8 protein-coding genes are annotated in these 7,032 nt (G+C 35.8%); 7 read left to right on the forward strand and 1 reads right to left on the reverse strand.

The window, feature by feature from the left end; genetic code table 11:
* Positions 1-133 precede the first annotated feature (133 nt).
* Positions 134-1,444 (reverse strand): UDP-N-acetylmuramoyl-L-alanine--D-glutamate ligase, encoded by a 1,311-nt coding sequence (gene murD / locus BTHERMOSOX_RS08385; protein WP_138120633.1) that lies wholly within the window; start codon positions 1,442-1,444, stop codon positions 134-136.
* A gap of 63 nt (positions 1,445-1,507) precedes the next feature.
* Between murD and BTHERMOSOX_RS08390 the strand changes: the two genes are divergently transcribed.
* The 7 genes from BTHERMOSOX_RS08390 to BTHERMOSOX_RS08420 all read left to right on the forward strand — a co-directional run.
* Positions 1,508-2,176 (forward strand): Bax inhibitor-1 family protein, encoded by a 669-nt coding sequence (locus tag BTHERMOSOX_RS08390; protein ID WP_138120634.1) that lies wholly within the window; start codon positions 1,508-1,510, stop codon positions 2,174-2,176.
* 21 nt (positions 2,177-2,197) lie between these two features.
* Entirely contained in the window at positions 2,198-2,743 is a 546-nt protein-coding gene (locus tag BTHERMOSOX_RS08395; RefSeq protein ID WP_138120635.1) for an RNA pyrophosphohydrolase, read from the forward strand.
* An 80-nt stretch (positions 2,744-2,823) separates the two neighbouring features.
* On the forward strand, positions 2,824-4,101 hold the full coding sequence (locus tag BTHERMOSOX_RS08400) for a homoserine dehydrogenase (protein WP_138120636.1): 1,278 nt from the start codon (positions 2,824-2,826) through the stop codon (positions 4,099-4,101).
* A 12-nt stretch (positions 4,102-4,113) separates the two neighbouring features.
* Positions 4,114-5,178, forward strand: a complete 1,065-nt coding sequence (gene thrC, locus BTHERMOSOX_RS08405; RefSeq protein ID WP_138120637.1) for a threonine synthase — start codon at positions 4,114-4,116, stop codon at positions 5,176-5,178.
* Between the two features lie 46 nt (positions 5,179-5,224).
* On the forward strand, positions 5,225-6,352 hold the full coding sequence (locus BTHERMOSOX_RS08410) for an AAA family ATPase (RefSeq protein ID WP_138120638.1): 1,128 nt from the start codon (positions 5,225-5,227) through the stop codon (positions 6,350-6,352).
* Positions 6,352-6,846 (forward strand): hypothetical protein, encoded by a 495-nt coding sequence (locus BTHERMOSOX_RS08415; RefSeq protein WP_138120639.1) that lies wholly within the window; start codon positions 6,352-6,354, stop codon positions 6,844-6,846. The genes BTHERMOSOX_RS08410 and BTHERMOSOX_RS08415 overlap by 1 nt, the downstream gene beginning before the upstream one ends.
* A partial coding sequence (locus BTHERMOSOX_RS08420) for a pyridoxal-phosphate dependent enzyme (protein ID WP_138120640.1) occupies positions 6,843-7,032 on the forward strand: 190 nt, incomplete at its 3' end. The genes BTHERMOSOX_RS08415 and BTHERMOSOX_RS08420, both read left to right, overlap by 4 nt.

Here is a 7,032-nt window from a genome sequence, read left to right on the forward strand (position 1 = left end):
GTGTTAGGTTGATTTGCCAAATGCAGGGCTTCTAGTTTAAACGCTTTGGTAAAGGCTGTGTATTTTCTGGTCATTTTGGACTCCTAAATTGTTGTAATTTGGTGTCCAGTTTATTGGGGGAACTTCATAACACTTAATTAAATAATTCTGCTGCAACCGCCTGTTTAAAAGCATTGCCCCGATGCTCAAAATTATCAAACATATCAAAACTTGCACAAGCTGGTGATAACAAAATAACGCCATTGTTAATCATGCCTTTGGCCAGTGAAACCGCCTCTTGCATAGTTTGTGCATGAACGGTTTGAGCTGTATTAATACCGAGTTCAAATTCATTGGCGCTCTGCCCGATTAACACCGTAGCCACAACATCACGATTAATCAGCTCAAATAAATCTGCGTGACTTTCTTCTTTGGCAATACCACCTGCAATGAGTACAATGTTTTCATGTTTACTAATTAACGCCTTAAGTGCAGTGATGGTTGATAAAGCATTAGTCGCTTTTGAGTCGTTATAAAATTCCACACCTTGTTGTTGTGAAATCCATTCCAATCGATGCTCTAAGCCTTTAAAAGTTTTAACGCAGCCAGTCATAGCTGACATATCCAGACCAATTTGATCACCCAGTGTTAATGCTGCCAAAATATTAGCCACATTATGCTCGCCAATTAACTGCATTTCGTCAACCCCCATAAGCACATCATCGCCCTTTAAAAAATAACAACTTCCATGGCATGTCACTGTTCCAAAATTTTGATCAGTTTTTGGCATATCCAATCCAAAATGAACGGCTAAGGTTTTAGCTGGTATCAATGGCTCATCAATATTAATAACCAAATTTTGACAATATTGATACAAACTTAATTTTGAAGAAGTGTAGTGCTCAAAACTATCATATCGATCTAAATGATCTGGGGTGATGTTTAATACCACACCTGTTAATAGCTCTAATTTTTTAGTATAGTCAAGTTGATAGCTTGATAATTCAAGTATATAAAGCTCAATATCATCACTCAGACAGTCGAGTGCTGGTTTACCAATATTACCGCCAATCGCTGTTTTTTTGCCACTTGCGCGTGCCATTTCACCTAATAATTGTGTCACCGTAGACTTACCATTAGAGCCTGTAATGCCAATAATTGGCGCTTGAGAAAATCTTGAAAATAACTCGATATCACTGGTGATTTCAATATTTTTCTCTCTAGCCCAAATAACGATTGATTCACTTTGGGCGATGCCAGGTGAGATAAATACTTCATCAACATCATCCAATAATGACGGCTGCCAATCCCCTGTTGATATCTTGATACCTGGAAGTTCAGTTGAAAATTCTGATAACAATGTAGGCTGAGAGCGAGAATCAGCCAACTTAAAGGCAATATTTTGCTTTGCTAAAAATCGAGCAATGGAAAAACCTGTCACCCCTAAGCCTAGAACCAGTTTCATGCTATTGTTTTATTTTCAGTATAAAATAGATTATTTTACACACTTAATCCTAGGGGATAAATTATGAACACATTTTCAACCACAGCTACTATTAGCAACACTCGAGTTAAAAATAAGGTTTTATCAGACACAATGAAACTTTTGTCTTATACATTGGTATTTGGCGGATTAGCTTCTTGGTTTTCAATTGTATCAGGTGCTGGATTCGGCTCAGCCATGGTTAGCTCAATTGCAGCCATTGCAATAATTTGGTTTGTCTTACCTAAGACTCAAAATAGCAATATGGGTATTTTGACTGCTTTCGGTATTGCTGGCTTACTAGGATTCTCAATCGGTCCAATGCTAACGTATTACTTATCTATGCCAAATGGTGCAGATATGGTTATTCAAGCACTAACTGGCACTGGTGTTGCGTTTTTTGCAATTAGTTTTTATGCACAAAATACTAAGAAAGACTTTAGCTTTTTAAATGGCATGATCTTTTTTGCAATGATTGCTGTCATCGTTTTATCATTGCTTAATTTCTTCTTTCTAGAGTCTTCAGCATTTGGACTATTGATGTCATTTGCAATCATATTGATCATGGGTGCTTTCATGTTGAGTCAAATGTCAGCGATCATCAATGGTGGAGAGACTAACTACATTTCTGCAACAGTTGGTTTGTACCTTGCACTTCATAATATGTTTACTAGCTTACTTCACCTAATCGGTGCATTCTCTAACGACGACTAAATACACTATTTATTCTTTGTTATGATTGATAGAGAGGGTTATCGTGCCAATGTTGGCATTGTCATTACTAATGATAAGCAACAAGTACTATTAGCCAAACGTTACAAACAAGATTCTTGGCAGCTGCCTCAGGGTGGCATTGATCAAGGTGAAAGTGATATAGACGCTCTTTTTCGTGAACTTAATGAAGAAGTTGGGCTAGAAATACACGATGTTAGTGTACTGGCTAAAACCCCGAAATGGCTACGCTACGACTTACCTGATTATCATATTAGGCGCTCTCAAAAGCCCATTTGTGTTGGTCAAAAGCAAGTGTGGTTTTTGCTACGCTTAACCTCAAGTGAAGATTCTATCAGGCTTGACACTCACTCCGATATTGAATTTGATGATTGGGCTTGGGTAGATTATTGGAGCCCTATTGAGGAAGTTATTGACTTTAAAAAACCAATCTACGAAGACATGCTAAAAGCCTTAGCACCAGTTTTATTCGATAATCAGCACAAAATTCCATCACATTATTCGCGTCCGCTAAAGTGTAGCGCCATTGTTTTGAATAAAGCCAAATAAACCGCTAGAACAACACTAACCATCGCCTTTCAATTGGTATAATTCGAGCCTATTAAGAATTTTTATAGGATTAGAGTGACGTGAATATTGGAATTTTAGGGTTGGGCACTGTTGGTGGTGGCGTTGTTAATGTTTTAAATAACAATAAAGATGAAATTTTTGCACGCACCGGCGAGAAAATTAACATCACTCATGGCGCTGTTAAAAGTATCTCTGAGCCGAGAATTTGTGCAGATGGTGATATCAATATTACCGAAGATGCCTTCGAGATTGTCAACAATACCGATATTGATGTTGTTTTAGAGCTTATTGGTGGTACAACTTTTGCCAAAGATCTAGTTGTTGCCGCCATCAACAATGGTAAGCATGTTATCACTGCCAATAAAGCATTAATCGCCACTCATGGCAATGAGTTACTGACACTAGCCAAACAGAAAAACGTACACTTATTATTTGAAGCAGCTGTTGCTGGTGGCATTCCAATTTTAAAATCATTAGAACAAGGCTTAAGTGCTAACAAAATCGAATTAGTTGCTGGCATTATTAATGGCACAGGTAACTTCATCCTTACCGAAATGCGCGACAAAGGTAGAGATTTTGCCGATGTCTTAAAAGAAGCCCAAGCATTAGGTTACGCCGAAGCTGACCCAACTTTTGACGTTGAAGGTATTGACGCTGCACACAAATTAGCAATTTTGGCTTCGATTGCTTATGGTTGTGAATTGCAAATGAATAGAGTATCTACCGAAGGTATTAGTGAAATCAGTGGTGAAGATGTTAGTTTTGCCACAGAGCTTAATTACTCAATTAAGCATTTAGGTATTGCTAAAAAAGTGAATGGCGAATTGCAAATGCGTGTTCACCCCACTTTAATTCCAAAAACTCAACTGCTTGCCAATGTTAATGGTGTTATGAATGCGGTTCTTGTTAAAGGTAATGCAGTAGGCCCAACACTCTATTATGGTGCTGGTGCTGGTGCTGAAGCTACTGCAAGTGCCGTTATTGCAGATTTAGTTGATATCATCAAAGGTACAATTAGCCATGATGTATTTGGCTGGAAAAAATTAGTTGAAATTCCAAGTTGCAATCCTAGTGATGTTGAAAGTGTGTTTTATCTACGCCTATTAGCTACTGATAAGCCTGGTGTATTAGCAGATATCACCGCGACACTCGCCAAACATAATATTAGTGTTGAATCAGTTATTCAAAAACAAATTGATCAACAAAATAATGCACACATTGCTATTATTACTAACCGTGTTAAAACAGCTAATTTACATGCTGCCACAGTAGAAATCCAAACCCATGAATTTATCCAAGAGACGGTTAAAATTATTCATGTTGAAAACCTAGATTAAGGAGAATTTACAATGAGATACACAGGCCTAATTGAAAAATACAAAGACAGACTTCCCGTTGACGAATCCACTAAATTAATCAGTCTTGGCGAGGGTAACACTCCTTTAATCCGACTAGAAAACATTCCTACCCTACTAGGCAAAGATGTTGATATTTACATTAAATATGAAGGCCTTAACCCTACCGGATCTTTCAAAGATCGCGGTATGACTATGGCAGTTACCAAGGCGGTTGAAGCTGGCTCTAAAGCTATTATTTGTGCCTCAACAGGCAATACTTCTGCCGCTGCTGCAGCTTATGCTGCTCGCGCAGGCATCAAGGCATTTGTACTTATTCCAGAAGGAAAAATTGCCCTAGGTAAACTAGCTCAAGCAATGATCCATGGTGCTGTTATTATTCAAATTAAAGGCAACTTTGATGACGGTATGCGCTTAGTGAAAGAAGTGGCTGATCATGCACCAGTTTCTATTGTGAATTCTATCAACCCTTATCGTCTACAAGGTCAAAAAACAGCAGCATTTGAAATTGTTGAAGAGCTGGGCGATGCACCAGATTATCACTGCTTACCAGTGGGTAACGCAGGCAATATCTCTGCACATTGGATGGGCTATAAAGAATACCATGAAGACGGCATAGCGGCTAAAAGACCAAAAATGGTTGGCTATCAAGCTGCCGGCGCAGCACCTTTTATTAAAGGTGAAATGATTGATAATCCAGAAACTATTGCTACGGCTATTCGTATTGGCCACCCTCAAAGCTGGGATTTAGCACATAAAGTTGAAAGCGAATCTAACGGCTGGTTTGACTCACTAACGGATGAAGAAATTTTATCAGCACAGAAACTTCTAACTGAAAAAGAAGGTATCTTCTGTGAACCCGCTTCAGCAACATCATTAGCGGGCGCTATGCGTGACATCAAAAGTGGAAAAATTCCTGAAGGATCAACCATTGTTTGTACACTAACTGGTCACGGCTTGAAAGACCCAGATACAGCTATTGCTCAGTGCACAGATGCAATGATCAACATCAATCCAGTGATGAGTGAAGTCCGAGACGCAATACTAAACAATATGTAAAAATAAGTTATAATATTATTTTAAATCCAAATAATGGAACATAAATATGATTTTTCTTAAATTAAAAATTGATAATCTTTATATGTTTAAGGGAGCGGAATTTGATTTTACCTATCCTAAAAAAATAAGAAATTCAACTATAGAGGGGGAATTTTTAACAGACTTCCCAAAAATAAATTATAAAAAAGTTTGTATCTTAATGGGTGCAAATGCTTCTGGAAAAACTTCATTAGGTAAATTAATGTGCTCTATTAACAACTATTTACTTGGTAGAGAAGTTGACGGAATTCCAAAAACAATATACGATAAAAATAAAAATGCCAGTGTTGAAATAACTTATATCACTCAAGAGGCAAAAAACATACACCAACTGACAATAAACTTTAATCAAGAAAGCTTGGTGTCAGAGATTTACAAATCCAATAAACTAAAAAAGACTTACAATTTAGAAAAAACTTTATCAAAGTTGGACGATTCTTCGCCTAAATTTTTATACAATAAAGAAAATAAACATAATATTGAAAACCCTGGATTTAAATCTGTTGCATATTCTATGGGGTATGAGTTATGCAAGAAAGATGCTATCTGGAATTATAAATATAGCGATTTTGAAAACTCCAACAAATTAGACGTACAAACCCATAATATCAACATTTTAGAGAGTATTCTTAAATCCTTTGATAATTCCATATCAAGCGTTAATGCAGTTACAGAAAGTGAAAAAAATATTGATATTGTTAAGTTCTTTAATGGTGATGAGGTTCTTATAGAAAATGGAAAAATACTAAATCCTGATAGATTTTCAAGAGGAACAATAGAGTCGATTGAAATTACTGACTTTATTAATTTTATAACAGCAGGTGCTGGTGGAACGTTTTTCTTGGATGAGAAAATGGCGTATTCACACTCAGAAATAGAAATTTCAATATTAAATCTAATTATTGAAAAATTGAAGTCTAATTCACAGTTTTTTTACACAACGCATAATTATGATGTTTTGGAAATGAATTTACCAAGCCATAGTTATATTTTTATGAAAAAAGATAGTTTCGTGGAAGCGATTCATCCTGAAAAATTAGGCTATACCAAAAATGATAGAAGCTTGCTTGGTTTTGTAAAAAATGATGTATTTGGCACTTTGCCAAATACCGACAAAATTGAAAGTCTTTTATAATGCAGCAGGTTTTATATTTTTACGAAGGGGAATGTGAAGAAAAGTTATTAAAATTTTTAAAGCATAAAGAAATTATCAAATCAGGAAAAACTAAAAAATTCAATCTTTGGCAAGATAAAATTAAACAGTTAAAAAGACTACTACCAAGGCGCAGAAAATCAGAATTATATTTTTTAATTGATACTGATAAACTAGCAAATATACAATTATTTAAAGATAATCTTGAAAATCTAAAGCAGCATAATATTTGCTTAATCGTTCAATATAAAAATCTTGAAGATGAATTAAGTTATATTTGTGACCAAACAAGAACAGAGTTGTTTAGTGAATTTAATGCTTGCAATAAAGATGAATTTACAAGCAAATTCATTAAAGCGTCTAATTTACAAAGCAAACTAAATAGTTGTGATTTTTCCAAAATTTGGTCAAGAGGCACTGATTTTATGCAAAAAAATAGTATTGAAATTTCAAAAAATTGTAAATATAGATTATGAAATACCCAACCATCGATCAAACCATCGGCAACACCCCTTTAGTTATATTACAACGTCTTAATCCCAATCCGAGCAATACAATTTTATTAAAACTAGAGGGTAACAACCCTGCAGGATCAGTTAAAGATCGTGCTGCTTTTAATATGATTGCGAAAGCTGAGGCTCGAGGCGAAATCAAACCTGGTG

Source organism: Bathymodiolus heckerae thiotrophic gill symbiont, assembly GCF_900128515.1.
Lineage (GTDB): Bacteria > Pseudomonadota > Gammaproteobacteria > PS1 > Pseudothioglobaceae > Thioglobus_A.

Bases quoted from the DNA above. Each gene is read 5' to 3' on its own strand.
- murD (WP_138120633.1), bottom strand. From the start codon at position 1,444: ATGAAACTGGTTCTAGGCTTAGGGGTGACAGGTTTTTCCATTGCTCGA.
- BTHERMOSOX_RS08390 (WP_138120634.1), top strand. From the start codon at position 1,508: ATGAACACATTTTCAACCACAGCTACTATTAGCAACACTCGAGTTAAA.
- BTHERMOSOX_RS08395 (WP_138120635.1), top strand. From the start codon at position 2,198: ATGATTGATAGAGAGGGTTATCGTGCCAATGTTGGCATTGTCATTACT.
- thrC (WP_138120637.1), top strand. From the start codon at position 4,114: ATGAGATACACAGGCCTAATTGAAAAATACAAAGACAGACTTCCCGTT.
- BTHERMOSOX_RS08410 (WP_138120638.1), top strand. From the start codon at position 5,225: ATGATTTTTCTTAAATTAAAAATTGATAATCTTTATATGTTTAAGGGA.
- BTHERMOSOX_RS08415 (WP_138120639.1), top strand. From the start codon at position 6,352: ATGCAGCAGGTTTTATATTTTTACGAAGGGGAATGTGAAGAAAAGTTA.